The sequence below is a fragment of the Pseudomonas paraeruginosa genome, assembly GCF_003025345.2.
Lineage (GTDB): Bacteria > Pseudomonadota > Gammaproteobacteria > Pseudomonadales > Pseudomonadaceae > Pseudomonas > Pseudomonas paraeruginosa.
The window spans coordinates 2,147,363-2,170,972 of record NZ_CP020560.1 but is presented as its reverse complement, the minus strand read 5'-3'; the positions used below and the strand labels follow the sequence as shown (position 1 = coordinate 2,170,972).

24 protein-coding genes are annotated in these 23,610 nt (G+C 65.4%); 4 read left to right on the top strand and 20 right to left on the bottom strand.

Features of this window, described 5'->3' with window-relative positions:
• Window positions 1–290 precede the first annotated feature (290 nt).
• Window positions 291–1,946: an electron transfer flavoprotein-ubiquinone oxidoreductase gene (locus B7D75_RS10415; protein ID WP_003155812.1), complete on the top strand. Its 1,656-nt coding sequence runs from the start codon at window positions 291–293 to the stop codon at window positions 1,944–1,946.
• Window positions 1,947–1,994: 48 nt separating this feature from the next.
• Here B7D75_RS10415 and B7D75_RS10410 read toward each other — a convergent pair whose 3' ends face one another.
• From B7D75_RS10410 to B7D75_RS10395, 4 genes are all read right to left on the bottom strand, one after another.
• The gene (locus B7D75_RS10410) at window positions 1,995–2,564 is read right to left on the bottom strand and encodes a DUF1285 domain-containing protein (protein ID WP_012075182.1); all 570 of its coding nucleotides are present in this window, start codon (window positions 2,562–2,564) and stop codon (window positions 1,995–1,997) included.
• Window positions 2,557–3,189, bottom strand: coding sequence for a DUF4823 domain-containing protein (locus B7D75_RS10405; RefSeq protein WP_012075181.1), 633 nt, complete (start codon window positions 3,187–3,189; stop codon window positions 2,557–2,559). Before B7D75_RS10405 ends, B7D75_RS10410 begins: the two co-directional genes overlap by 8 nt.
• A 64-nt stretch (window positions 3,190–3,253) precedes the next feature.
• Window positions 3,254–4,153 carry a radical SAM protein gene (locus tag B7D75_RS10400; RefSeq protein WP_107113975.1) on the bottom strand — a complete coding sequence of 300 codons (900 nt, stop codon included), beginning with the start codon at window positions 4,151–4,153 and terminating at the stop codon, window positions 3,254–3,256.
• Between the two features lie 169 nt (window positions 4,154–4,322).
• Window positions 4,323–4,961: a TetR/AcrR family transcriptional regulator gene (locus tag B7D75_RS10395; protein ID WP_003155803.1), complete on the bottom strand. Its 639-nt coding sequence runs from the start codon at window positions 4,959–4,961 to the stop codon at window positions 4,323–4,325.
• Between the two features lie 85 nt (window positions 4,962–5,046).
• On the opposite strand from B7D75_RS10395, the gene B7D75_RS10390 reads away from it, so the two are divergent.
• The gene (locus B7D75_RS10390) at window positions 5,047–6,180 is read left to right on the top strand and encodes an aminotransferase class V-fold PLP-dependent enzyme (RefSeq protein ID WP_012075180.1); all 1,134 of its coding nucleotides are present in this window, start codon (window positions 5,047–5,049) and stop codon (window positions 6,178–6,180) included.
• Window positions 6,181–6,405: 225 nt separating this feature from the next.
• Here the strand turns inward: B7D75_RS10390 and B7D75_RS10385 are convergent, their stop codons facing one another.
• The 13 genes from B7D75_RS10385 to B7D75_RS10325 all read right to left on the bottom strand — a co-directional run bounded on the left by B7D75_RS10385 (window position 6,406) and on the right by B7D75_RS10325 (window position 16,464).
• Entirely contained in the window at window positions 6,406–7,188 is a 783-nt protein-coding gene (locus B7D75_RS10385) for a TatD family hydrolase (protein ID WP_003155801.1), read from the bottom strand.
• A 14-nt stretch (window positions 7,189–7,202) separates the two neighbouring features.
• The gene (locus B7D75_RS10380) at window positions 7,203–7,559 is read right to left on the bottom strand and encodes a PilZ domain-containing protein (RefSeq protein ID WP_003091119.1); all 357 of its coding nucleotides are present in this window, start codon (window positions 7,557–7,559) and stop codon (window positions 7,203–7,205) included.
• Between the two features lie 33 nt (window positions 7,560–7,592).
• Window positions 7,593–8,579, bottom strand: coding sequence for a DNA polymerase III subunit delta' (locus B7D75_RS10375; RefSeq protein WP_012075178.1), 987 nt, complete (start codon window positions 8,577–8,579; stop codon window positions 7,593–7,595).
• Window positions 8,572–9,204: a dTMP kinase gene (gene tmk / locus B7D75_RS10370; protein WP_058135378.1), complete on the bottom strand. Its 633-nt coding sequence runs from the start codon at window positions 9,202–9,204 to the stop codon at window positions 8,572–8,574. Before tmk ends, B7D75_RS10375 begins: the two co-directional genes overlap by 8 nt.
• Before the next feature lie 28 nt (window positions 9,205–9,232).
• Window positions 9,233–10,282 carry an endolytic transglycosylase MltG gene (mltG, locus tag B7D75_RS10365; RefSeq protein ID WP_034078706.1) on the bottom strand — a complete coding sequence of 350 codons (1,050 nt, stop codon included), beginning with the start codon at window positions 10,280–10,282 and terminating at the stop codon, window positions 9,233–9,235.
• 5 nt (window positions 10,283–10,287) lie between these two features.
• Window positions 10,288–11,103, bottom strand: a complete 816-nt coding sequence (gene pabC, locus B7D75_RS10360) for an aminodeoxychorismate lyase (RefSeq protein ID WP_107113974.1) — start codon at window positions 11,101–11,103, stop codon at window positions 10,288–10,290.
• Entirely contained in the window at window positions 11,103–12,347 is a 1,245-nt protein-coding gene (gene fabF, locus B7D75_RS10355; protein WP_012075175.1) for a beta-ketoacyl-ACP synthase II, read from the bottom strand. Before fabF ends, pabC begins: the two co-directional genes overlap by 1 nt.
• Window positions 12,348–12,475: 128 nt before the next feature.
• Entirely contained in the window at window positions 12,476–12,712 is a 237-nt protein-coding gene (gene acpP, locus B7D75_RS10350; protein ID WP_003091135.1) for an acyl carrier protein, read from the bottom strand.
• 195 nt (window positions 12,713–12,907) lie between these two features.
• Window positions 12,908–13,651, bottom strand: coding sequence for a 3-oxoacyl-ACP reductase FabG (fabG, locus tag B7D75_RS10345; RefSeq protein ID WP_003155792.1), 744 nt, complete (start codon window positions 13,649–13,651; stop codon window positions 12,908–12,910).
• A 22-nt stretch (window positions 13,652–13,673) separates the two neighbouring features.
• A complete protein-coding gene (gene fabD / locus B7D75_RS10340; RefSeq protein WP_033998429.1) occupies window positions 13,674–14,612 on the bottom strand; it encodes an ACP S-malonyltransferase in 939 nt (312 codons plus the stop codon).
• A gap of 105 nt (window positions 14,613–14,717) precedes the next feature.
• Window positions 14,718–15,728 (bottom strand): phosphate acyltransferase PlsX, encoded by a 1,011-nt coding sequence (gene plsX / locus B7D75_RS10335; RefSeq protein ID WP_107113973.1) that lies wholly within the window; start codon window positions 15,726–15,728, stop codon window positions 14,718–14,720.
• Window positions 15,729–15,731: 3 nt separating this feature from the next.
• Complete coding sequence (rpmF, locus tag B7D75_RS10330; RefSeq protein ID WP_003091143.1) at window positions 15,732–15,914, bottom strand: 50S ribosomal protein L32; 183 nt, start codon at window positions 15,912–15,914, stop codon at window positions 15,732–15,734.
• Between the two features lie 13 nt (window positions 15,915–15,927).
• A complete protein-coding gene (locus B7D75_RS10325) occupies window positions 15,928–16,464 on the bottom strand; it encodes a YceD family protein (RefSeq protein WP_033998432.1) in 537 nt (178 codons plus the stop codon).
• Between the two features lie 110 nt (window positions 16,465–16,574).
• Between B7D75_RS10325 and B7D75_RS10320 the strand changes: the two genes are divergently transcribed.
• Window positions 16,575–17,153 (top strand): Maf family protein, encoded by a 579-nt coding sequence (locus B7D75_RS10320; RefSeq protein WP_034078482.1) that lies wholly within the window; start codon window positions 16,575–16,577, stop codon window positions 17,151–17,153.
• A gap of 72 nt (window positions 17,154–17,225) precedes the next feature.
• Here the strand turns inward: B7D75_RS10320 and sppA are convergent, their stop codons facing one another.
• Genes sppA through rluC form a run of 3 tightly spaced genes read right to left on the bottom strand, consistent with a single transcriptional unit; the run spans window position 17,226 to window position 19,840 of the window.
• Complete coding sequence (gene sppA, locus B7D75_RS10315) at window positions 17,226–18,206, bottom strand: signal peptide peptidase SppA (protein WP_107113972.1); 981 nt, start codon at window positions 18,204–18,206, stop codon at window positions 17,226–17,228.
• A complete protein-coding gene (locus B7D75_RS10310; protein ID WP_043102426.1) occupies window positions 18,199–18,891 on the bottom strand; it encodes an HAD-IA family hydrolase in 693 nt (230 codons plus the stop codon). Before B7D75_RS10310 ends, sppA begins: the two co-directional genes overlap by 8 nt.
• Window positions 18,884–19,840 carry a 23S rRNA pseudouridine(955/2504/2580) synthase RluC gene (gene rluC / locus B7D75_RS10305; protein WP_012075168.1) on the bottom strand — a complete coding sequence of 319 codons (957 nt, stop codon included), beginning with the start codon at window positions 19,838–19,840 and terminating at the stop codon, window positions 18,884–18,886. The genes B7D75_RS10310 and rluC overlap by 8 nt, the downstream gene beginning before the upstream one ends.
• A gap of 575 nt (window positions 19,841–20,415) precedes the next feature.
• Between rluC and rne the strand changes: the two genes are divergently transcribed.
• The gene (gene rne / locus B7D75_RS10295) at window positions 20,416–23,586 is read left to right on the top strand and encodes a ribonuclease E (protein ID WP_107113971.1); all 3,171 of its coding nucleotides are present in this window, start codon (window positions 20,416–20,418) and stop codon (window positions 23,584–23,586) included.
• Window positions 23,587–23,610 lie beyond the last annotated feature (24 nt).

Sequence of the window (23,610 nt, the reverse complement as noted above, 5' to 3'; positions counted from 1 at the left end):
ATGTCGCCAGACAGGCCTGGCCGGTGATGCTCGCCGGCCGGAAACCGACACTCTGCTAGACAGCGACCGCAAAACCGCCCGTATCTTGACCGGATCACCCTTTTCGGTCAATACGGCAAAAGGGTGGTTCTCCCCCCTCGAATGCCGATTCTATCAGGCTTCCAAAGAATTCAAACAAACGTTTGTATTGGACCTGCCCATGCAGCTATATATAATGCGCCCGCTCTGATCAGGGAAAGATCACAGCCACCAATAAACAGATACCGTGAGCCTTGAGTAGGAGATCGATTGTGGAACGCGAATACATGGAATTCGACGTCGTCATCGTCGGCGCCGGCCCCGCCGGTCTGTCCGCCGCATGCCGACTGAAGCAGAAGGCCGCCGAAGCCGGTCAAGAGATCAGCGTCTGCGTGGTCGAGAAGGGTTCCGAAGTGGGCGCCCACATCCTCTCCGGCGCGGTGTTCGAGCCGCGCGCGCTGAACGAACTGTTCCCCGACTGGAAGGAACTCGGCGCACCGCTCAACACTCCGGTGAGCGGCGACGACATCTACGTCCTGAAGAGCGCCGAGAGCGCCACCAAGGTGCCCAACTTCTTCGTGCCCAAGACCATGCACAACGAGGGCAACTATATCATCTCCCTGGGCAATCTCTGCCGCTGGCTGGCCCAGCAGGCCGAAGGCCTGGGCGTGGAGATCTACCCGGGCTTCGCCGCCCAGGAAGCGCTGATCGACGAGAACGGCGTGGTCCGCGGGATCGTCACCGGCGATCTCGGCGTCGACCGCGAAGGCAATCCGAAAGAAGGCTACTACACCCCCGGCATGGAGCTGCGGGCCAAGTACACCCTGTTCGCCGAAGGCTGCCGCGGGCACATCGGCAAGCAACTGATCAAGAAATACAACCTGGACAGCGAGGCCGACGCCCAGCACTACGGTATCGGCATCAAGGAAATCTGGGACATCGACCCATCCAAGCACAAGCCCGGCCTGGTGGTGCACACCGCCGGCTGGCCGCTGAACGACGAGAACACCGGCGGTTCGTTCCTCTACCACCTGGAGAACAACCAGGTGTTCGTCGGCCTGATCATCGACCTGTCCTACAGCAACCCGCACCTGTCGCCGTTCGACGAGTTCCAGCGCTACAAGCACCACCCGGTGGTCAAGCAGTACCTGGAAGGCGGCAAGCGCGTGGCCTACGGCGCCCGGGCCATCTGCAAGGGCGGCCTGAACTCGCTGCCGAAGATGGTCTTCCCCGGCGGCGCGCTGATCGGTTGCGACCTCGGCACCCTGAACTTCGCCAAGATCAAGGGCAGCCACACCGCGATGAAGTCCGGCATGCTCGCTGCCGAAGCGATCGCCGAGGCCCTGGCCGCCGGCCGCGAAGGCGGCGACGAGCTGGCCAGCTACGTCGATGCGTTCAAGGCCAGCTGGCTGTACGACGAACTGTTCCGCAGCCGCAACTTCGGCGCGGCCATCCACAAGTTCGGCGCCATCGGCGGCGGCGCGTTCAACTTCATCGACCAGAACATCTTCGGCGGCAAGATCCCCGTCACCCTGCATGACGACAAGCCGGACTACGCCTGCCTGAAGAAAGCCAGCGAAGCGCCGAAGATCGACTACCCGAAGCCGGACGGCAAGCTCAGCTTCGACAAGCTGTCCTCGGTATTCCTCTCCAACACCAACCACGAGGAAGACCAGCCGATCCACCTCAAGCTGGCCGATGCGAGCATCCCGATCGAGAAGAACCTGCCGCTCTACGACGAGCCGGCCCAGCGCTACTGCCCGGCGGGCGTGTACGAAGTGGTGGCCAACGACGACGGCAGCAAGCGCTTCCAGATCAACGCGCAGAACTGCGTGCACTGCAAGACCTGCGACATCAAGGACCCGGCGCAGAACATCACCTGGGTGGCGCCGGAAGGCACCGGCGGGCCGAACTACCCCAACATGTAAGACAAACGAAAAAGGCTCCCTCGGGAGCCTTTTTTCATGCTGCACCTGTCAGTCCGGCTGCGGACCGATGGGAAAGAACTCGCCATGGCTCCAGACGCCGAGCCATTCGACGCCATCGATCCGGCGCGGTACCGCCAGCTCGACCAACTGGTAGAACACGTTGCGATGCACCAGCGCCTCGAGGTTGTCGCGCACCCGCAGGTACGGGGCTGGCTCCTGGGTAGCGGCATCGATCTCGACCCGCAGGGGATGCCCGGCATCCGCCTCGACCTCGTCCTCGACATTGGTGACGAAGCGCAGCGCCTGCGCCTCGCCCTCGCCCTCCACCTCCAGGGCCACCGCCACGAACGGGGCATCATCGACGCGGATGCCGACCTTTTCCACCGGCGTCACCAGGAAATAGTCGTCGCCGTCGCGGCGGATGATGCTGGAGAACAGCTTCACCATCGGCTTGCGACCGATCGGCGTACCCAGGTAGAACCAGGTGCCGTCGCGGGCGATGCGCATGTCGATGTCGCCGCAGAACGGCGGGTTCCACAGGTGCACGGGCGGCAGGCCCTTCTTCTCGCCCCTGGGGATCTGCGCCAGCAGGTCGTTGGCCTTGCCGGTATCACTCATAGCCTGTTCCTCGACTGTTCAGGCCCAGCAGTTCCTGGGCGTATTGCTCCAGCGGCGGACGCAGCAGGTCTTCCGGGGTGGCGTCGTAGAACGTCAGGAAACCGCCGCGGCTGCGGATGGTCGCGCTATCTACCAGGAAACGGGTGCTGGTCTCGATCAGCATGACCTGGATGACACTGCGATCGCGCCCGACCCGGCCGAGTTCCTCTTCGTCTTCCCACTCCTCCCAGTTGCCGATCCTGTTGTCGCCACGGGCGAAACGGCAGTACAGCAGGTAGTGGGCACCGGCCGCGCGCGCCTCGCGCATCGCGTCGTCCAGGCCGAGCGGCGCCTTGGCCCGGCGCACCAGCGGGAAATACTCGACGAATCCCTCGAAGGCCTGCTCGGCCACCACATTCGGCCGCGCGTAGCGATAGCCGGGCGGCACGAACGGCCCCTGGCCGATGTAGATGAAGGAGTCGGCCTGGATCCGCCGGTTGTTGCTGCGCTGGCTGGCGCTGTGGTCGAGCACCCCGGCATCGCGCAGGTAGTAGTCGGCGCCGTCGGCCAGGTCGCCGGGCTTCATGCAGGCGGACAGGCTACCCAGCAGGAGCATCGCCAGGGCGATACGGAACAGGTGCAACATCGGTCATCTCCCCTGCCGGCGTCGGAAAACCGGCGAATGACGAGCCGATGCAGCTTCCGCGCCATCACAGGCCACGCTGCCACTCCTGGCGCAAGGCCGCGTGCTGCGGCTGCTCGATGGCCTGGCGGACCTCGGCCAGCAGGCGCGCCTTGTCGGCGCCCAGTTCGCCCTTGAGCACCAGATAGTTGGAAGCGTGGTCGCTGCGAAATACCGTGTCCTCGAGCTCCAACCCCTGCAACAGGCGCTCGACCTCGACGAACAGGGCGCGCCGATCCAGCGCCTCGAAGTCGGCGAAGCCAGCACGGAAACGCTGCTCGCCGGTAGGGAAACTCACCACCAGGGTCGACAGGTACTCCGGCTGGGCGGCGTTCATCAGGCGCGCGGAGTTGTCCGCGTGCTGCGCGCTCAGGGTCATTCCGCCAAGACCGTTGAGGATCATCACCGAACGACTGATCCCCGCCTCGCCAAGCTTTTCCAGCGCATCCAGGGTAGAGGCATAGGTCTCGCCCTTGTTGACCCGCGCCAATACTTCGTCGTCGCCGGACTCGGCGCCGACATAGGCCATTCGCAGCCCGGCGTCGGCCAGTTCGCGCAACTCGTCGACCGACTTCCTGCGCAGGTTGCGCGGCAGGCAATAGCTGGAGGAGACTCGCTCCACCTCCGGCAGGTGCCGCCTGATCGCCTCCAGCACCACGAGCAGGCGTCGGGTCGGCAATACCAGCGCATCGCCATCGGCGAGGAATACGCGCTTGACGATCAGGCGCTCGCCGCAGCGCCGAATCTCCTCTAGCACCTCGGCTTCGTCGCGGGCACGGAATTTCTTCTGCGGCTGCGTGTACATCTCGCAGAAGCCGCACCGGTTCCAGGAACAGCCGTTGGTTACCGGGAGGATCAGCGAGTGCGCTTCGCTCGGTGGCCGGAATACCGGCTCGATGTAATGGATGGGGAATTCATGGGCAATCATCGGGGCTCTCCTGGAAGACCACGTGCCGTCGCCATCCGCGCCGGCACGTAGACGCAGCGGTTTTCAGGCCGAGGGCCAGGTCGGCTACGACGGATCGATGAGCGACAGCATATCCCGCCGACGAACGACACGCGGGACGCAGCGCCTGCGTCCCGCGCGGAGACCGGCCTCAGGCGGCCGGGTTTTCGCCGTCGCGCTTGCGCTTGTTGCCCATGCGCACGCCGATATCCATCAGGAAGTGGAAGAAGCCTTCCTGGTCTTCCAGCACCTCGCGCCAGAACGGCGAGTGATACAGCGCCACGGCGCCGTGCACCAGCGCCCAGGCGGCGCAATAATGGAAGTACGGCGGAACGTTCTCCAGCTTGCCGTCGGCGATCCGCTCCTTGATCAGCTGGGTCAGGCGTTCGAAGTTGGAGGCGCGGATCTTGTGCAGCTCCTCGACCATCTCCGGTACCTGGCTGGTCTTCACCACCTTCTCTTCCAGGCGGTCGAACAGGCGGTAGCGCTGCGGATCGCGCATGCGGAACTCGAAATAGGCACGCGACAGGGCTTCCTTGTCGCGGGCCACGTCTTCGGAATGGAACAGGGCGGCAAGATCGCGCTCGTAGTCCAGCATCAGGCGCAGATAGATCTCCGCCTTGGACTTGAAGTGCTTGTAGATCGTGCCTTTGCCGATGCCGACGGCATCCGCGATCATCTCGACCGTTACGCTGTCTTCCCCCTGTTCGAGGAACAGCTTGAGGGCGGTATCGAGAATCTCCTGTTCACGGCGACGAAATTCACGAACTTTGCGAGGCTCTTTCTGCATAAAAAGACTGTCAGGTCAAAATGAGTCAAAAATCGAAGCCGCGTATTATGCCTATTCAGCACGAAAATGCACGGAACATCCGACGATGAATTGTTACCAGGACGAATTCGACCAGACCAACGGTCTGCGCTACCTCAACCACGCAGCGGTCGCACCCTGGCCGAGACGCGCCGCCGACGCGGTGAGCGCCTTCGCCCGGGAGAACGTCGCCCTAGGTGCCAGCGACTATCCGGAATGGCTGAAGATAGAACATCGCCTGCGCGAGCGCCTTGTCCGACTGCTCAATGCGCGCGCCGGCAGCGACCTCGCTCTGGTCAAGAACACCTCCGAGGCGCTTTCCTTCGTGGCCTTCGGCCTGGATTGGCGAGAGGGCGACCAGGTCGTCATCGGCAATGAGGAGTTCCCCTCCAACAGGGTGGTCTGGGAAGCCTTGCGTCCGCGCGGCGTCGAGGTGATCGAGGTCGACCTCGCCGGCGACGATCCCGAGGGTGCCCTGCTCGCCGCCTGCGGCCCGCGTGCCCGACTGCTGTCGATCAGCGCGGTGCAGTACGCCAGCGGCCTGCGCCTTGACCTGGAGCGCATCGGCGCGGGATGTCGCCGCCGCGGTGTGCTGTTCTGCATCGACGCGATCCAGCAGCTCGGCGCCCTGCCCTTCGACGTACAGGCCTACGATTGTGCCTTCGCCATGGCCGATGGGCACAAGTGGATGCTCGGCCCCGAAGGGCTGGGCGTCTTCTATTGCCATCCCGGGCAGCGTGAGCGCCTGGCGCTGCACGAATATGGCTGGCACATGCTGGAGCATGCCCTCGATTACGAGCGCCGCGACTGGCGGCCGGCGCGCAGCGCCCGGCGCTTCGAATGCGGCAGCCCGAACATGCTCGGCGCGATGGCCCTGGAGGCCAGCCTGGGTTTGCTGGAAGAGGTCGGCATGGAGCAGGTCGGCCGACAGCTCGCCGAGCGCGTACAGTGGCTGCAGGATGGTCTCTCGGCCATCGCCGGGATCCGCCTGCACAGCCCACGGAATCCAAGTCGGCGCGCGGGCATCCTGACCTTCAGCCTGGACGGCCGGGACAACCGGATACTCTTCGAAACACTCCGCCAGGAGCGGATCATCTGCGCCCAGCGTGGCGGAGGTATCCGTTTTTCCCCGCATTTCTACACGAGTTCGACGGTGATCGACGACACGCTTGCGATAGTACGCCAGGCCGCAGGCGCCTAGGTGCTCAAGGATGGCAGCGGTATTCCAAATCTGTTTAAAAAACCACCAGCCCCGTCTGGACGCCCCACGAACATGACCAATACTGAAAGGTACTGGCGCGCGGTATCTCCCCCCAAGTACCCAGCCAGTGAAGGTACCGAGGAACGCGTACCTTTGTTCCACTCCTAATGGTCTTGACCCGGATTCATCCCCCAGAACCCGGGTTTTTTTTATCCACTCGCCAGCTTATGCCGGCCTGGCCAGCGGGAACAGCCGGTGGAAGTTGGCGGTGGTCTGCTCCGCCAGGATCTCCAGGCTGACACCCCGCAGTGGCGCGAGGAACTCGGCGACATCGCGCACGTATTCCGGCAGGTTCGGCTTGCCGCGATGGGGAATCGGCGCCAGGTATGGCGAGTCGGTCTCCACCAGCAGCCGGTCGGCCGGTACCTGGCGAGCCACCTCGCGCAGGGCATCGGCATTGCGGAAGGTGACGATGCCGGACAGGGAAATGTAGAAACCCAGGTCCAGAGCCGCCCGCGCCATTTCCCAGTCTTCGGTGAAGCAGTGCAGCACGCCGGCCTGCGGCAGCGCCGCCTCGCGCAACAGCGCCAGGGTGTCGGCGCGCGCCTCGCGGGTATGCACCACCACCGGCTTGCCGGTGATCCGCGCGGCCTCCAGGTGCAGGCGAAACGCCTCCTGCTGCAACTCGGCGGCTTCCGGTTCGTAGTGGTAGTCGAGGCCGGTCTCGCCGATCGCCACCACCCGCGGATGCGCCAGTTCGCCCAGCAGCCAGTCGAGCGCCGGCGCGCGCCCCGGCTCCAGGTCCAGCGGATGCACGCCGACCGAGCAGTGCACGTCGGCATAGCGCTCGGCCAGGGCCTTCACCGCCTGGGCATTGTCGGCGCTGACGCCGATGCAGAGGAATTGACCGACGCCGCGCGCCCGCGCGGCATCCAGCGCCGCATCGAGCGAGCCGCCATGGGCGGCCAGGTCGAGGCGATCGAGGTGGCAGTGGGAATCGACCAGCATGATCCTGTCTAGCGTTACATCGTGTGGGTCGGCCGGTCCGACTTCAGCGCCCCGGCCAGGTAGGTTTCGATCTTGTTGCGGGCGGTGTTGTCACCGTCGTTGAACTGCACGCCGATGCCCGCCGCGCGGTTGCCCTGGGCGCCCTTCGGGGTGATCCAGACGACCTTGCCGGCCACCGGGATCTTCTCCGGCTCTTCCATCAGGTTGAGCAGCATGAAGACCTCGTCGCCGAGCTTGTAGTTCTTGTTGGTGGGAATGAACAGCCCGCCGTTCCTGATGAACGGCATGTAGGCGGCGTACAGCACGGACTTGTCCTTGATGGTCAAGGACAGGATGCCGTTACGCGGCCCGAGATTGGGTGGCAAACTCATGCAGGTTCCTGCCAGTCGAATATCAGCGGGATTCTAGCCCGGCCCGGGCAGGCTTGCCCACTGCACCAGCAGGGCTTCGAGAAGCAGCACACGGTTGAGGTTGGCCTTGTTCAGCACTTTCTGCCGCTGCTGCAGCAGCCAGTCCTGCATGGCCAGCACCTTGGCCTGCCCGGACTTGTCGCCCAGGTACTGGACCACCTTGCGCATGTCGGCCAGGCCCAGTCCTTCCTCGTCACGGGTCAGTTGGTAGCGCAGGATGCCCAGCGTCCAGTCGCAGAACCAGTCGAACAACAACGGCAGCGGCACGCCGTTCCAGCTTTCGGCTAGCTGACTGGCGGCGATCTGCTGCTTGAGCAGCTTCTTCACCCCGTCGACCACCTGCGCGCGCTGCTCGCGCACACCCTGGCCGTACAGGCGTTGGGCGGTGAGCGGCGAGCCGCCGGAAAGCGCCAGCAGTTCCTCCAGGGCCTCGGCCGGCTCGTCGGGCAGCGCCCGCGCCAGCCATTCCAGACTCGCCGCCGCGCCCGGCAAAGGGCAGGCCTGCTGCACGCAGCGGCTCTTGATGGTCGGCAGCAGGCGGCTGGGCTGGTGGCTGATCAGCAACAGCACGGTATCGCCCGACGGCTCTTCGAGACTTTTCAGCAGGGCATTGGCGGCATTCACGTTCATCGCCTCGGCGGGCTCGAGCAATACCACCTTGCGTCCGCCCAATTGCGCAGTCTGCACCACGAAGCCAACCAGGTCGCGGACCTGGTCGACCCTGATCGGCTTCTCCGCCTCTTCCGGCTCCAGCACGAAGTAGTCCGGATGGGTACCGGCGGCCAGCAACTGGCACGCCTTGCATTCGCCGCAAGCGCCAGCGGCGGCGGGCCGCTGGCAGAGCAGCTGGGCGGCCCAATGCTCGGCCAGGGCGCGCTTGCCGATCCCGGCGGGACCGTAGAGCAGATAGGCGTGGGCGTGCCGGGCACGGCCGCCCAGTTGGCTCCAAAGCGCCTGCTGCCAGGGATAGATATCAGCCATGCAGACGCTCCAGCAGCTTCGGCAGCAGCCGATCCAGGCCAGCCTGCACCTCGGCCAGCGGCAACCCGGCGTCGAGCACCTGGTAACGCTGCGGCGCCTGCACGGCGCGCTGCAGGTAGGTCTGCCGCACGGCTTCGAAGAAGCGTCGGTCCTCCTGCTCGAAACGGTCGAGCCGGCCCCGCGCCGCCGCCCGCGCCAGGCCGATTTCCACCGGCAGGTCGAAGACCAGCGTGAGGTCGGGCCGCAGGTCGCCCTGGACGAAGCTTTCCAGCGCGGCGATGCGCGCCTCCGGCAAGCCGCGCCCGCCGCCCTGATAGGCATAGGTGGCATCGGTGAAGCGATCGCAGAGCACCACGGCCCCGCGCGCCAGCGCCGGGCGGATGACCCCGGCGATATGCTGGGCCCGCGCGGCGAACATCAGCAACAGCTCGGTATCGGCGGCCATCGGCTCGTCGCTGGGCGCCAGCAGTAGTTCACGGATGCGTTCGGCGAGAGGCGTGCCGCCAGGCTCGCGGGTCAACTGCACCTCGACGCCGCGCTCGCGCAGGCGCTCGGCCAGGTAGTCGCGGTTGGTGCTCTTGCCGGCCCCTTCCGGGCCCTCCAGGGTGACGAACAGGCCGGTCACACGGCACTCCTTATCTTGGCTGCGCCGCTCACTGTGGCGGCGGGGTGATGGGCGCGGGGCTGGAGCGATAGTCGGAACGACGCTTCAACTGGTACTCGCGGACCGCCTTGTTGTGCTCGTCCAGGCTGCTGGAGAACACATGGCTGCCATCGCCGCGCGCCACGAAATACAGGGTCTCGCCCTCGGCCGGATGCAGCGCGGCGCGAATCGCCTCGCGCCCGGCCAGGGCGATCGGGGTCGGCGGCATGCCCGGCACCACATAGGTATTGTAAGGGGTCGGTTCGCGCAGGTCGGCACGGGTGATCTTGCCGTTGTAGCGCTCGCCCATGCCATAGATCACCGTCGGATCGGTCTGCAACAGCATGCCGCGCTGCAGGCGGCGGACGAAGACGCCGGCGATCTGCGAACGCTCTTCCGGCACGCCGGTTTCCTTTTCCACCAGCGAGGCCATGATCAGGGCCTGGTAGGCGTCGCGATAAGGCAGGTCCTGGCTGCGGCCATCCCATTCCTTGGCGAGGATGGTCTGCATGCGCTGGTAGGCCTTGCGCAGTATGTCGATGTCGCGCATGCCACGGGTATAGCGGTAGGTATCGGGGAAGAAGCGCCCTTCGGCCACTTCGTCGGGCTTGCCGAGGCGCTGCATGATCTCGCCGTCGCTCAGGCCGGCCAGGGTCTGCTCCAGCTTGCCCTGCCTGGCCAGCGCCTCGCGCACCTGGCGGAAGCTCCAGCCCTCGACCAGGGTCAGGCTGTACTGCACCACCTCGCCTTCGCGCCAGAGTTCCAGCAGGTCGGCGCCCCTCATCCCCGGCAGGAGGCGATATTCGCCGCTGTGCAGGGCCTGGCCCGGCAGGTTGAAACGCCAGTAGAGGCGCAACCAGAACGCCCCATGCAGCACCTCTTCCTGCTCCAGGCGCGCCAGCAGGCCGCCCGGCGTGGAGCCCGCGGAAACGTCCAGCAGGCGCTCCTCGGTCAATTGCAGGGGCTGCTCCAGCGCCCGCTGCTGCTGCCATGCAGCAAGGCCGACGCAGAGGCCAACGAACAACAGGCCACTCTCCAGCAGCACTAGCAGTTTGCGCATCAAAGTCAGAAATCCAGGTCGTCGCGAAGTTGGTCTTGCAGTTTACGGGTCAGCTCGCCGACCGGCCAGACGTGCTCGTCCAATGCGCGGACCGGCCAGATGCCGAACTGGCTGTTGCACAGGAAGACCTCGTCGGCCGCCGCCAGTTCAGCCATGGAAACATCCCGTATCGCCAGCGGGATGTCGATTCTTCCGGCGCGCTCGAGCAATTCCGCGCGCAGCACTCCCGCGACGCCGCAGCGCCGCAGGTCAGGCGTCACGAGGGTGCCGTCGAGAACCAGCAGCAGGTTGCTGAACACCCCCTCCACCACTCGTTCGTGCACGTCCAGCATCAGCCCTTCGGCATGCTCGGCGTCGCTCCACTCGGCACGGGCGAGGACCTGTTCCAGGCGATTGAGGTGCTTGAGGCCGGCCAGCAGGGGCTGCTCGGCCAGGCGCGTACGGCAGGCGAACAGACGCACGCCTCGCTGCCAGTGGCGCTCGGGATAGGCCGGACGCGGCGATGCGACGAGGATCCGCCGCGGCGAAGCCTCGGCTGGCGGCGCGTAGCCACGCAGACTCTCGCCGCGGGTAACGATCAGCTTGGCCACACCGTCGCCCAGCGCCGCGCAGAACGCCAGCAACTCCTGGCGCAACATCGCGGCGTCGAGAGGGATCGCCAGCCGTCGACACCCCTCTTCCAGGCGCGCCAGGTGGCGTTCCAGAAGACGCGGCGTACCGGCGCGCACCGCCAGGGTCTCGAACAGCCCGTCGCCATAGGCCAGTCCGCGATCGCGCACGGACAGTTCGGCGGCGGGCCGGCCGTCGACCCAGTCCAGCATCAGTCGGCGAACCTGCGGAACACCAGGGTGCCGTTGGTGCCGCCGAAGCCGAACGAGTTCGACAGGGCCACGTCGATCTTGCGCGGCTTGGCTTGGTGGGCCACCAGGTCGAGGTCGCAACCCTCGTCCGGGTTGTCCAGGTTGATGGTCGGCGGGGCGACCTGGTCGCGCAGGGCCAGCACGCTGAAGATCGCCTCCACCGCGCCGGCGGCACCCAGCAGATGGCCGGTCATCGACTTGGTCGAGCTCATCGACAGCGCATGGGCATGCTCGCCGAACACGCTCTTCACCGCGGCGATCTCGGCGATGTCGCCGGCCGGGGTCGAGGTACCGTGGGCGTTGATGTAGTCGACCTGCTGCGGACCCAGCCCGGCGTCACGCAACGCGTTCTTCATGCAGCGCGCGGCACCGGCACCGTCTTCCGGCGGCGCGGTCATGTGGAAGGCGTCGCCGCTCATGCCGAAACCGACCAGCTCGGCGTAGATCCGCGCGCCGCGGGCACGGGCGTGTTCCAGCTCTTCGAGCACCAGGGCGCCGGAGCCGTCGGACAGGACGAAGCCGTCGCGGTCCCTGTCCCACGGACGGCTGGCCCGGGTCGGTTCGTCATTGCGGGTGGACAACGCGCGGGCCGCGCCGAAACCGCCCAGGCCCAGGCCGCAGGCGGCCATTTCGGAGCCGCCTGCGACCATCACGTCGGCCTCGCCATAGGCGATGTTGCGCGCCGCCATGCCGATGCTGTGGGTGCCGGTGGTGCAGGCAGTGGTCAGGGCGTAGTTGGGGCCCTGCAGACCTAGGTGGATCGACAGGAAGCCGGAAACCATGTTGATGATCGAGCCGGGCACGAAGAACGGCGAGATGCGCCGCGGCCCCTGCTCGAACAGGGATTTGCAGTTGTTCTCGATATTGGTCAGGCCGCCGATGCCGGAGCCCATGGATACGCCGATACGCTCGCGATTGGCGTCGGTGACCTCGAGGCCGGAATCGCGAACGGCCTGGAAGCTGGCGGCGAGACCGTACTGGATGAACAGGTCGAGCTTGCGGGCTTCCTTGGCGGACAGGTACTCCTCGACATTGAAGCCTTTCACCGAACCACCGAAACGGGTGGAGTAGGCGGACAGGTCCATATGCTCGATCGGGGCGATCCCGCTGCGGCCGGCCAGGATACCTTCCCAACTGCTCGGGACATCCACGCCCAGCGGCGACAGCATGCCCATGCCAGTAATGACGACGCGTCTACGCGACACTACGACTTCCTCTTTCTCATTTCACGGGGTTGCGCCGACAGGTTACCAGAGTAGGTAAGGCGCTAAAGAAAAGCCGCACGCCTTTACAGGCTGTGCGGCTTCTCCACGTCGGAATATCCGACGACTACTTACTGCTGGTGAGCAACGATGTAGTCGATGGCTTCCTGAACGGTGGTGATCTTTTCAGCTTTCTCGTCAGGGATTTCGGTCTCGAATTCCTCTTCCAGAGCCATCACCAGCTCGACGGTGTCAAGGGAGTCGGCGCCCAGGTCTTCGACGAAGGAAGCGCTGTTGGTGACTTCTTCTTCCTTCACGCCGAGTTGTTCAGCGACGATCTTCTTAACGCGTTCTTCGATGGTGCTCATACCTTGTTTTCACTCCTATGGAAAATCCGAGCAGCTGGGCTGCGGGTAAGTGTATAGAAAGGGTTTTCTGCTTTTCAAGCTGAACGCCTCACCTTCCCACGGCCACTTCGATAATTCTATCTAATAACCCGGCTGCAATTCCGCAACGAATCTTAGACAGCGCTTATGACAGACCGGAGAAAGGTAACGTCACATTCAGCTCATGTACATCCCACCGTTGACCGGCACAGTGGCACCGGTCACATAAGCTGCGCCGTCCGAAGCGAGGAAGCCGACCACCTTGGCGATCTCTTCCGCCTGCCCCAGGCGACCCAGCGGAATCTGTGCCAGCAGCGCCTCGCGCTGGGCTTCCGGCAGCTCGCGGGTCATGTCGGTATCGATGAAGCCCGGCGCCACCGCGTTGACGGTGATCGCACGCGAGCCGACTTCCCGGGCCAGGGCACGGGTGAAACCCTCGAGACCGGCCTTCGCCGCGGCGTAGTTGGTCTGCCCGGCGTTCCCCATGGCACCTACCACGGAACCGATGTTGATGATGCGCCCCCAGCGGGCCTTGGTCATGCCGCGCAGAACGGCTTTCGACAGACGGTAGAGGCTGTTCAGGTTGGTGTTGACCACATCGAACCACTCATCGTCTTTCATGCGCACCAGCAGGTTATCGCGGGTGATGCCTGCGTTATTGACCACGATCAGCGGTTGGCCGAGATGCTGCTGGATGTGCTCCAGGGTCGCGGCGACGGACTCGTCGCTGGAAACATCCAGAACCAGGCCGGCGCCCTCGACGCCGTTGGCCTTGAGGGTTTCGGCGATTTTCTCGGCGCCGGACGCACTGGTCGCGGTACCGATGACCACGGCGCCCAGGCGGCCCAGCTCCAGCGCAATCGCCTGGCCGATGCCACGGCTGGCGCCGGTTACCAATGCGACCTTACCTTGCAGACTCATGGGATTTTCTCCTTTTCTCTTCTCAGGCCAGTGCGGCGCGGGTGGCGGCGAACGCCTCGACACCGTCCAGGCCATGGGTATTCACGCCCTTGGCGCAGCGCTTGTTGAGGCCCGCCAGGACCTTGCCAGGGCCGCACTCGACCAGGTCGGTGACGCCTTTTTCCGCCAGCAACTGGACGCTCTCGACCCAGCGCACCGGGCTGTACAGCTGCGCCAGCAGGTCACGACGCAGGGCCTGCAGGTCGGCCGGCACCGCGGCGCTGACGTTCTGCACCAGGGCGATCTTCGGCGCCTGCCATTGCAGGGCCTCAACCGAGGCGGCGAACTGCTCCGCCGCCGGACGCATCAGTTCGCAATGCGACGGCACGCTGACCGGCAGCGCCACCGCGCGCTTGGCGCCACGCGCCTTGCACGCCTCGATGGCGCGCTCCACGGCAGCCGCGGCGCCAGCGATCACTACCTGCCCCGGTGCATTGAAATTGACCGCACTGACCACTTCGCCCTGCGCCGCCTCGGCGCAGGCCGCCAGCACGTCGGCGTCTTCCAGGCCGAGGATCGCGGCCATGCCGCCCTGCCCCGCCGGAACCGCCTGCTGCATCAGTTGACCGCGGCGCTCGACCAGCCTGACCGCGTCGGCGAAGGCAATGCATTCGGCAGCCACCAGCGCGGAGTACTCGCCCAGGCTGTGCCCGGCGACGAACGCCGGACGCGCGCCCCCCTCGGCCAGCCAAAGGCGCCAGAGCGCGATAGAGACGCTCAAGATCGCCGGCTGGGTCTTGTCGGTCTGGTTCAGGCGCTCCTCGGGGCCGTTCTGGACCAGCGCCCACAGGTCGTAGCCGAGCGCCTCGGAGGCCTCGGCGAAGGTATCGCGCACCAGCGACTGCTGGGCACCCAGCTCGGCCAGCATGCCGAGGGATTGCGAACCCTGGCCGGGGAAGACGAATGCGAGGGATGCAGACATTGAATAGGTCCCTTGTGGTCTTTTGCTCGTCGGAGATAACGCGCCAGCCGTGACCGGCGCAGGAAACTGAGTGTTGGATGGCAGCCTGGACCGCCCGGTCACACATTAGAGCAGCAGATGCTCGAGACGGCCATGCAATCGTTGCGGCAGGTTTTCCCTGATCTCCAGCGCCGCACGTCGCAAGGCGCTCTGGAAACCCTCCTCGGCGGCGGAACCATGGCTTTTCACCACTATCCCCTGCAAGCCGAGGAAGCTCGCACCGTTGTAACGCGCCGGGGCAATGTCGCCACGCAGCCGCCGCAGCAACGGCAGGGCCAGCGCGCCGACCAGCTTCGCCGCCAGGCCGTCGCGGAAGCGCTGCTCGATCCGCGCCGACACCATCGCCGCCAGGCCTTCGCTGGCCTTCAGGAGGATATTGCCGACGAAGCCGTCGCAGACCACCACGTCGGCCTCGCCGCGATAGAGGCCATCACCTTCTATATAGCCAGCGAAGTTCAACCCCTCCGCCTTCTGCAACAGGCTCGCCGCCAGCTTGACCTGCTGGTTGCCCTTGATCTCCTCGACTCCCACGTTCAGCAGGGCCACCCGCGGCGACGCACAGCCCAGCGCCTCGGCCGCCACCGCGCCCATCACGGCGAACTGGTACAGGTGCTCGGCGCTGCAATCGACGTTGGCACCCAGGTCGAGCAGGTGGCAATGCCCCTTCTCGGTCGGCACCGCCGTCACCATCGCCGGCCGGTCGATGCCGGGCAGGGTCTTCAGCAGGTGGCGCGACAACGCCATCAACGCCCCGGTATTGCCGGCGCTGACGCAGGCCTGCGCACAACCATCGCGGACCAGTTCCAGCGCCACGCGCATGGAAGCGTCCGGCTTGCCGCGCAAGGCCTGGGAGGGACGTTCGTCGGAACCTATCACTTCGCTGGCCGCGTGCACGCGCAGGCGTTGCCGGTCGAGCGACGGATGACGGGAAAGGAGTTCTTCGAGGAGAGCAGGCTGACCGACGAGGATCAGTTGCGAGGAGGGATTCTCGGCCAGGAAGGCAATAGAGGCCGGAACAACGCAGTGGGGACCGAAGTCCCCACCCATTGCATCAATCGCGATGATTGGTGCGGACAAGGATTACTCGTCGGAGCCCTTGTCGACTACCTTACGGCCGCGATAGAAGCCGTCCGGGGATACGTGGTGGCGCAGGTGAACTTCACCGGTGCTCTTTTCCACGGACAGAGCATTGGACTCGAGCGCATCGTGGGAACGACGCATGTCACGAGCGGAACGAGACTTTTTGTTCTGCTGAACAGCCATGATTGATTAACTCCTAAACGTTTGGGTCACGCTTCAACTGTGCCAGTACGCTGAACGGATTAGGACGCTTGTCCTCGACTTCGCTCGACTCCGGCTCGTCTTCGGCGACGAATCCAGCCGGGTGCTGACATACTTCGGGGTCATGGGCCGGAACGATGGGTAAGGCGAGCAACAGCTCGTCCTCGACCAGCGCCAGCAGGTCCAGGGGTTCCTCCCCCACTTCCAGCGCATCGTACCCCTTCGGCAGACCGTCTGCGGACTGGCCTTCCCGGAGAATGGCGTAGGTATATTCGCCATGCACGGGAATGGCCGCCGCATCCAGGCAGCGTTGGCATACCATGCTCACCCCGGTATCGAGCTGCATATGCATGACCGCCAGCTTCTGGTGGTCGCGTTCGAAGGAAACCTTCACACGCACGTCACCGGCATCGCTGGTCAGCTGCTCGCATACACGCGGCATATCGGCGAGCGCGTACACACCCTCGAGGGTGGCGCCGCGGTCGACCAACTTGCGCGGATCGATATGAGGTGGAATCGGCCCATTCAACATAAGCGCGCCATTATAGGGACGCCCCCGCGCCTGTCAAAGGAAATTAGCCATAAACCGCTGTAAGGACGAGTCTTTTCGTTAAAATCGACCGCCCCGCCACGGAGAACCTCATGCCCAGCCTGATCCTCGCCTCCAGTTCCCCCTACCGGCGCGAACTCCTGACCCGCCTGCGTCTTCCGTTCGAATGCGCCAGCCCCGACATCGACGAAAGCCATCGCCCCGGGGAAAGCGCCGAACAACTGGTGCGCCGCCTTTCCGCCAGCAAGGCGGAAGCGCTGGCCGGACGCTATCCGCAACACCTGATCATCGGCTCCGACCAGGTCGCAGTGCTCGACGACAATATCCTCGGCAAGCCGCACACCGTCGAGCGCGCCGTCCAGCAACTGCTGGACGCCAGCGGCAGGAGCGTGACCTTTCTCACCGGACTGGCGCTGCTCGACAGTCGCAATCGGCACATGCAGGTCGACTGCATCCCGTTCACCGTACACTTCCGCCAACTCGACGAGGCGCGTATCCGCCGCTACGTCGAAGCCGAGCGCCCACTGGACTGCGCCGGCAGCTTCAAGGCCGAGGGCCTGGGCGTCAGCCTGTTCCGCGCCACCGAAGGGGAGGACTCCAGCAGCCTGGTGGGACTGCCCCTTATCCGCCTGGTCGACATGCTCCTCGCCGAAGGCGTCGAAATACCCTGAGCCGACACGCCCATATAAAAAAGAAGCCCGGCTTCGGCCGGGCTTCTTCATATATAAGGAAGGGAAACGCCCTCAGCGCAGCACCGGCCCCTGCCAACCCATCCACAGCGCGAGACGTTCCGCCACGCTGGCGCCGAACTTCTTGGCGAAGCGATCGAACGGCGACTCCTGCACGGTGTAGTCCTCGATCTTCTTCTCCTTGACCACTTCGCGCGCCACATAGCTGGCGTTGCCCAGACCGTCGATCAGGCCAAGCTGCAGCGCCTGTTCGCCGGACCAGACCAGGCCGGAAAACAGCTCGGGATGCCCATCGACCTTGAGCCGGTCGCCACGCCCTTTCTTCACGCTGTCGATGAACTGCTTGTGGGTGGTATCCAGTACCTGCTGCCAGAACTGGGTTTCCTCGGGCTTTTGCGGCTGGAACGGATCGAGGAACGACTTGTGCTCGCCGGAGGTATAGACGCGTCGCTCGACACCGAGCTTCTCCAGGGTGCCGACGAAACCGAAGCTGGCCGCCGTCACACCGATGGAGCCGACCAGGCTGGCCTTGTCGGCGTAGATCTGGTCGGCTGCGCTGGCGATGTAGTAGGCGCCGGAGGCACCCAGGTCGCTGATTACCGCATAGACCTTGACGTTCGGGTGCTCGCCGCGCAGGCGGCGAATCTCGTCATAGATATAGCCCGACTGCACCGGGCTCCCGCCAGGACTGTTGATCCGCAGCACAATCCCCTTGGTACCTTCGTCCTCGAAAGCCGCGCGCAGGGCCGTGACGATATTGTCGGCGCTGGCCGGCTCGTCGTCGGCGATCATGCCCTTCACTTCGATCAGCGCGGTATGACTGCCACCGCGCGAAGCGGACTTTTCCAGGCTGGCGAACGGACTGAACGCCAGAAGTACGACGAACAGGTAAAGGAAGGTCAGCGACTTGAAGAAAATTCCCCAGCGCCGCGCCCGCCTCTGCTCCTGGACCCCGGCGAGGACCGCCTTCTCCAGCAGCTTCCAGCTCTTGTCGCCGTTCGTCTCCGGCGTTTCCGACTTCCACTCGTCAGACATGCTCCACCACTCCTGCAACCGTCTCGCGACGCACACCGCTCAACCAGGCGCGCAACTCGCCGAAATGTTCGACCTCCAGCCGCGGCGCGTAGGGCCGCAACTGCTCCAGCGATTGGGCGCCATAGGCTACCGCAACCGAATCCATGCCCGCCCGCCGCGCCATCTCCAGGTCGAACGGTGAATCGCCGATCATCAGCGCCCGCCCCGGCTCGACCCGGCAATGCGCCAGGATCTCATGAAGCATCAGCGGGTCCGGCTTGCTCGCCGTCTCGTCGGCACAACGGGTGATATCGAAGAAATCGCTCCAGCCCTGCCCCGCCAGCACCCGATCCAGGCCACGCCGGCTCTTGCCGGTGGCCACCGCCAGACGGAACCCGGCCTCGCGGAAATGCGCCATGGCCTCGGCCACACCCGGGAACAGCCGCGACGGCTGGGTTTCGAGCATCAGGTAATGCTCGCTGTAGGCGCAACGGAAACGCTCGACCAGGACCGGATCGCCGATCTCCGGATAGAGCGAGGCGATCGCCTCCGGCAGGCCGAGCCCGATGATGCCCTTGATCCGATCATCGTCGCGCCCCGGCAAGCCGGTTTCGATCGCAGCCGCCCTCATCGAATCGACGATGCGCGCGATCGAATCGACCAGCGTGCCGTCCCAGTCGAACACCAGCAATGAATACTCAGTCATCCAGTCGCTCCAGCGAACGCCGCCACACCTCATCCACCGGCGCCTCCAGCTCCAGCACCTGCCCATCGGGCAGCGGCACGCGCAGCTGCGCGGCATGCAGGAACAGGCGCTTGCCGCCCAGCTCGCGGATCTCGCGGGAAAAGTCCTCGTCGCCGTACTTCGGATCGCCGGCGATGGCATGACCGGCATGCTTGGCGTGCACACGGATCTGGTGGGTTCGCCCGGTGATCGGGCGCGCCTCCACCAGGGTGGCGAAATCGCCGAAACGACGCAGCACGCGGAACTCGGTCAGCGCGTCCTTGCCTTCGACGTTGACCTCGACCATCCGCTCGCCAGAGCGCAGGTTGTTCTTCAGCAACGGCGCACGGATGTTCTTCTTGCCGGCCGGCCAGTGGCCGCGCACCAGCGCGTGGTAGCGCTTGTCGACGATCTTCTCGCCACGCAACGCTTCGTGGAGATGGCGCAGCATGCTGCGCTTCTTGGCGATCATCAGCAGCCCGGAGGTGTCCCGGTCGAGACGATGCACCAGCTCGATATCCCTGGCTTCGGGACGCAACTGGCGAAACACCTCGATGACCCCGGCGCTCACGCCGCTGCCGCCGTGCACGGCGATCCCGGCGGGCTTGTTGACCACGATCAGCGCCTTGTCCTCGTAGACGATGGCCGCCTCCATGCGCTCCAGCAGTCCCTGCGCCAGCGGCGCCGGTTCGTCGCGTTCGGCCAGGCGCAGCGGTGGAACGCGCACCTGGTCGCCGGCCTGGAGCCGGTAGTCGGGCTTGATCCGGCCCTTGTTCACACGCACCTCACCCTTGCGCAGGATGCGATAGATCAGGGTCTTGGGCGCACCCTTGAGACGGGCGATGAGGAAATTGTCGATACGTTGACCAGCCAGTTCCGGCGGCACATCGAGCAGCTGGACACCGGTGGTCGGAGAGGCGGGAGTAGTCATCCGTACATCATAACAATTTTTCATTCAATTGAAGCACTTAATCATTGCTGCTATAGTCGGGAAGCCGCCATAAGCGGCCAGGCCTGCGGATGATTGCCAACCTGCATTTCCCCCTCGCCTGCAAACACTTTGAACGGACGTCAGGCCGTCCTGCAGAGGCGTTTCAGCGGAATACGAAAATTCCTAACCCGCGAACGACTCGGAACCAAAGCCTTGAAACATGAGCCGCGACCACTTCGGTGAGCGCGAGATGCCAACCCGCTCCGGATTCTGCGAGCGGCGCCCGATTCTTAAGGAACATGTGTAGGGTGGAGATGTACGGCTGTTGGACTGCGTAGCTTCTAGCTTGATCCAGACGCATTTTTCGTCCGCCTCCGACAGTCGATTCCTCCTCCTGACTCAAGTGCTTCTGAAACACAGGAAGCAGGAGACGTAGTCGCGGACCGGCATCCGATGCCGAGCGCCGCTGGACACGGGAATGGCCCGCCATTCCTGAATACGCGCCCGAACACCGACCGTGAGAGTCGTGTGTGCCGATCGCCGTTTCCGGTAGCCCCGGAAACCATTGGTACTACATGAAAAGAATGCTGATCAACGCGACTCAACCCGAAGAGTTGCGTGTTGCACTGGTCGACGGCCAACGCCTGTTCGACCTCGACATCGAGTCGGGCGCTCGCGAGCAGAAGAAGGCCAACATCTACAAGGGCCGTATCACTCGCGTCGAACCCAGCCTCGAAGCCGCCTTCGTCGACTTCGGCGCCGAACGCCACGGCTTCCTCCCCCTCAAAGAAATCTCCCGCGAATACTTCAAGAAATCCCCCGAAGGCCGGATCAACATCAAGGAAGTCCTGAGCGAAGGCCAGGAAGTCATCGTTCAGGTCGAGAAGGAAGAGCGCGGCAACAAGGGCGCCGCCCTGACCACCTTCATCAGCCTGGCCGGCCGCTACCTGGTGCTGATGCCGAACAACCCGCGCGCCGGCGGCATCTCCCGCCGCATCGAAGGCGAAGAGCGCAACGAACTGCGCGAAGCGCTGAACGGCCTCAACGCCCCGGCCGACATGGGCCTGATCGTGCGCACCGCCGGCCTGGGCCGCAGCACCGAGGAACTGCAGTGGGACCTCGACTACCTGCTGCAACTCTGGAGCGCCATCAAGGAAGCCTCCGGCGAGCGTGGCGCGCCCTTCCTGATCTACCAGGAAAGCAACGTCATCATCCGCGCCATCCGCGACTACCTGCGCCAGGATATCGGCGAAGTGCTGATCGACAGCATCGACGCCCAGGAAGAAGCCCTGAACTTCATCCGCCAGGTGATGCCGCAGTACGCCAGCAAGGTCAAGCTGTACCAAGACAGCGTCCCGCTGTTCAACCGCTTCCAGATCGAGAGCCAGATCGAGACCGCCTTCCAGCGCGAAGTGAAGCTGCCGTCCGGCGGCTCCATCGTCATCGACCCGACCGAAGCCCTGGTATCCATCGACATCAACTCGGCACGCGCGACCAAGGGCGGCGACATCGAGGAAACCGCGCTGCAGACCAACCTGGAAGCCGCCGAGGAAATCGCCCGCCAGTTGCGCCTGCGCGACATCGGCGGACTGATCGTGATCGACTTCATCGACATGACCCCGGCGAAGAACCAGCGCGCCGTGGAAGAACGCGTCCGCGAAGCCCTCGAGGCCGACCGCGCGCGCGTCCAGGTCGGCCGCATCTCGCGCTTCGGCCTGCTGGAAATGTCCCGCCAGCGCCTGCGTCCATCCCTCGGCGAGACCAGCGGCATCGTCTGCCCGCGCTGCAACGGGCAGGGCATCATCCGCGACGTCGAGTCGCTGTCGCTGGCCATCCTGCGCCTGATCGAGGAAGAAGCCCTGAAGGACCGCACCGCGGAAGTCCGCGCCCGCGTTCCGTTCCAGGTGGCCGCTTTCCTGCTCAACGAGAAGCGCAACGCCATCACCAAGATCGAACTGCGTACCCGCGCGCGCATCTTCATTCTGCCGGACGACCACCTGGAAACCCCGCACTTCGAAGTTCAGCGCCTGCGCGACGATAGCCCGGAACTGGTCGCCGGCCAGACTAGCTATGAGATGGCCACCGTCGAGCACGAAGATGCCCAGCCGGTCAGCTCGACCCGCACCCTGGTCCGCCAGGAGGCCGCGGTCAAGACCGTCGCGCCGCAGCAACCCGCCCCGCAGGCCCAGGAGCCGGTCGAGGCGCCCAAGCCCATGCCCGAGCCGAGCCTGTTCCAAGGCCTGGTGAAGTCGCTGGTCGGCCTGTTCGCAGGCAAGGAGCAACCGGCCGCCAAGCCTGCCGAGAGCGCCAAGCCGGCCGCCGAGCGCCAGTCGCGCCAGGACGAGCGCCGCAACGGCCGCCAGCAGAACCGTCGCCGCGACGGCCGCGATGGCAATCGTCGCGACGAAGAACGCAAGCCGCGCGAAGAGCGCGCCGAGCGCCAGCCGCGTGAAGAACGCGCCGACCGCCCGAACCGCGAAGAGCGCAACGAGCGTCGCCGCGAGGAGCGCGCCGAGCGTCCGAACCGCGAGGAGCGCCAGCCGCGCGAAGCGCGTGAGGAACGCGCCGAGCGTCCGGCCCGCGAAGAGCGTCAGCCGCGCGAAGGTCGCGAAGAGCGTAGCGAGCGTCGCCGCGAGGAACGTGCCGAGCGACCGGCTCGCGAGGAGCGCCAGCCACGCGAAGGTCGTGAGGAGCGCGCCGAACGCCCGGTCCGCGAGGAGCGCCAGCCGCGCGAGGAACGCCAGGCCCGTGACGCCGCGGCGCTGGAAGCCGAAGCGCTGCCCAACGAGGAAGCCCTGGAGCAGGATGACCAGGACGATACCGATGGCGAACGTCCGCGCCGCCGCTCCCGCGGCCAGCGCCGTCGCAGCAATCGCCGCGAACGCCAGCGCGAAGTCAGTGGCGAGCAGGAAGGCAGCGAAGCCGCCGAGAATGGCGCCGCTCCGCTGAACACCGTGGCAGCCGCCGCGGCCGCCGGCATCGCTGTCGCCAGCGAAGCACAGGAATCCAGCGCGGAGCAGGCTCCGCTCGCCAGCGAAAGCGCGCCCGAATCCGCCTCCGAGACTGCGCCGACCGGCGAAACCAGCGAGAGCAGCGAAAGCGCCGAGGCAAGCGCCAGTGAAGCCGCCGCGACCGATACCCCGGTCGTCGTCAGCCTGATCGAGAACGAAGCCGACCAGAGCACCCTGCTGGTGGCGCAAAGCGCCGAGGAAGCCCTCTCCATCAGCGAAAGCGTCGAGGCTCGCAGCGTCATCGAGAGCGTTCCGGCAGCGGACACTGCCGAAGAAACCGCTGCCCCGGCAGCTCCGGCGACCGTCGAAGCGGCACCGAGCGAACCGGTGGTCACCGAGGAGCCGACCCCGGCCCCAGCGGCGACTCCGGCCAATGCCACCGGCCGCGCCCTCAACGATCCGCGCGAGAAGCGTCGCCTGCAGCGCGAAGCCGAACGCCTGGCACGCGAAGCCGCCGCCGCGGCCGAGGCAGCAACCCAGGCCACCCCTGCCGCCATCGAGGAAAGCCCTGTCGCAGCCAGCGAGGCGCCGGCTGTCCAGGAAGAGCCCACGGTCGCCCAGGTGGAAGAGGAAGCCGTCCAGGCCGAAGCTCCGGCTCAGGAGCAGGCCCAGGAGGTCGTGCAGGCCAGCCCTGAAGCCTCTAACGAGACCGAGACCGAGACCGAGACCGAGACCGCCGAAGAAGAGCACGCGAAAAAGCCCGAGGAAAGCGAAACCTCTCGGCCGCACGCCTGAATGTCAGGCTGACGGCAAAAGGGG

Bases quoted from the DNA above. Each gene is read 5' to 3' on its own strand.
- B7D75_RS10410 (WP_012075182.1), bottom strand. From the start codon at position 2,564: ATGAGTGATACCGGCAAGGCCAACGACCTGCTGGCGCAGATCCCCAGG.
- B7D75_RS10405 (WP_012075181.1), bottom strand. From the start codon at position 3,189: ATGTTGCACCTGTTCCGTATCGCCCTGGCGATGCTCCTGCTGGGTAGC.
- B7D75_RS10400 (WP_107113975.1), bottom strand. From the start codon at position 4,153: ATGATTGCCCATGAATTCCCCATCCATTACATCGAGCCGGTATTCCGG.
- B7D75_RS10395 (WP_003155803.1), bottom strand. From the start codon at position 4,961: ATGCAGAAAGAGCCTCGCAAAGTTCGTGAATTTCGTCGCCGTGAACAG.
- B7D75_RS10390 (WP_012075180.1), top strand. From the start codon at position 5,047: ATGAATTGTTACCAGGACGAATTCGACCAGACCAACGGTCTGCGCTAC.
- B7D75_RS10385 (WP_003155801.1), bottom strand. From the start codon at position 7,188: ATGCTGGTCGATTCCCACTGCCACCTCGATCGCCTCGACCTGGCCGCC.
- B7D75_RS10380 (WP_003091119.1), bottom strand. From the start codon at position 7,559: ATGAGTTTGCCACCCAATCTCGGGCCGCGTAACGGCATCCTGTCCTTG.
- B7D75_RS10375 (WP_012075178.1), bottom strand. From the start codon at position 8,579: ATGGCTGATATCTATCCCTGGCAGCAGGCGCTTTGGAGCCAACTGGGC.
- mltG (WP_034078706.1), bottom strand. From the start codon at position 10,282: ATGCGCAAACTGCTAGTGCTGCTGGAGAGTGGCCTGTTGTTCGTTGGC.
- pabC (WP_107113974.1), bottom strand. From the start codon at position 11,103: ATGCTGGACTGGGTCGACGGCCGGCCCGCCGCCGAACTGTCCGTGCGC.
- acpP (WP_003091135.1), bottom strand. From the start codon at position 12,712: ATGAGCACCATCGAAGAACGCGTTAAGAAGATCGTCGCTGAACAACTC.
- fabG (WP_003155792.1), bottom strand. From the start codon at position 13,651: ATGAGTCTGCAAGGTAAGGTCGCATTGGTAACCGGCGCCAGCCGTGGC.
- fabD (WP_033998429.1), bottom strand. From the start codon at position 14,612: ATGTCTGCATCCCTCGCATTCGTCTTCCCCGGCCAGGGTTCGCAATCC.
- rpmF (WP_003091143.1), bottom strand. From the start codon at position 15,914: ATGGCTGTTCAGCAGAACAAAAAGTCTCGTTCCGCTCGTGACATGCGT.
- B7D75_RS10325 (WP_033998432.1), bottom strand. From the start codon at position 16,464: ATGTTGAATGGGCCGATTCCACCTCATATCGATCCGCGCAAGTTGGTC.
- B7D75_RS10320 (WP_034078482.1), top strand. From the start codon at position 16,575: ATGCCCAGCCTGATCCTCGCCTCCAGTTCCCCCTACCGGCGCGAACTC.
- sppA (WP_107113972.1), bottom strand. From the start codon at position 18,206: ATGTCTGACGAGTGGAAGTCGGAAACGCCGGAGACGAACGGCGACAAG.
- B7D75_RS10310 (WP_043102426.1), bottom strand. From the start codon at position 18,891: ATGACTGAGTATTCATTGCTGGTGTTCGACTGGGACGGCACGCTGGTC.
- rluC (WP_012075168.1), bottom strand. From the start codon at position 19,840: ATGACTACTCCCGCCTCTCCGACCACCGGTGTCCAGCTGCTCGATGTG.
- rne (WP_107113971.1), top strand. From the start codon at position 20,416: ATGAAAAGAATGCTGATCAACGCGACTCAACCCGAAGAGTTGCGTGTT.